The sequence below is a fragment of the Lacticaseibacillus zeae DSM 20178 = KCTC 3804 genome (assembly GCF_000260435.1).
In the GTDB taxonomy this organism is placed as follows: Bacteria; Bacillota; Bacilli; order Lactobacillales; family Lactobacillaceae; genus Lacticaseibacillus; species Lacticaseibacillus zeae.
This window is the reverse complement of sequence record NZ_BACQ01000103.1, coordinates 1-236: the sequence shown is the minus strand read 5'-3', so window position 1 is coordinate 236 and position 236 is coordinate 1. Positions and strand designations below refer to the sequence as shown.

The 236-nt window shown below is 43.6% G+C and carries 1 rRNA gene; it reads left to right on the top strand.

The features are described from left to right. Nucleotides 1-139: 139 nt before the first annotated feature. Nucleotides 140-236, top strand: a 16S ribosomal RNA gene (locus GSO_RS15355); the annotation flags it as partial.

The window sequence follows — 236 nt, the reverse complement described above, 5'->3', positions numbered from 1 at the left end:
ACAAAGTCGTCCTTTGAAAACTGAACAAAGTTTCGTTTAAATGTGCAGGGTCCTTGATACTCCGGTATCGAGGCAAAAAGTAACATTTGCGAAGTCAATTCGCTAGAACAACAAATCGAGCTATTCGAACAGCTCATATTTATATGAGAGTTTGATCCTGGCTCAGGATGAACGCTGGCGGCGTGCCTAATACATGCAAGTCGAACGAGTTTTGGTCGATGAACGGTGCTTGCATC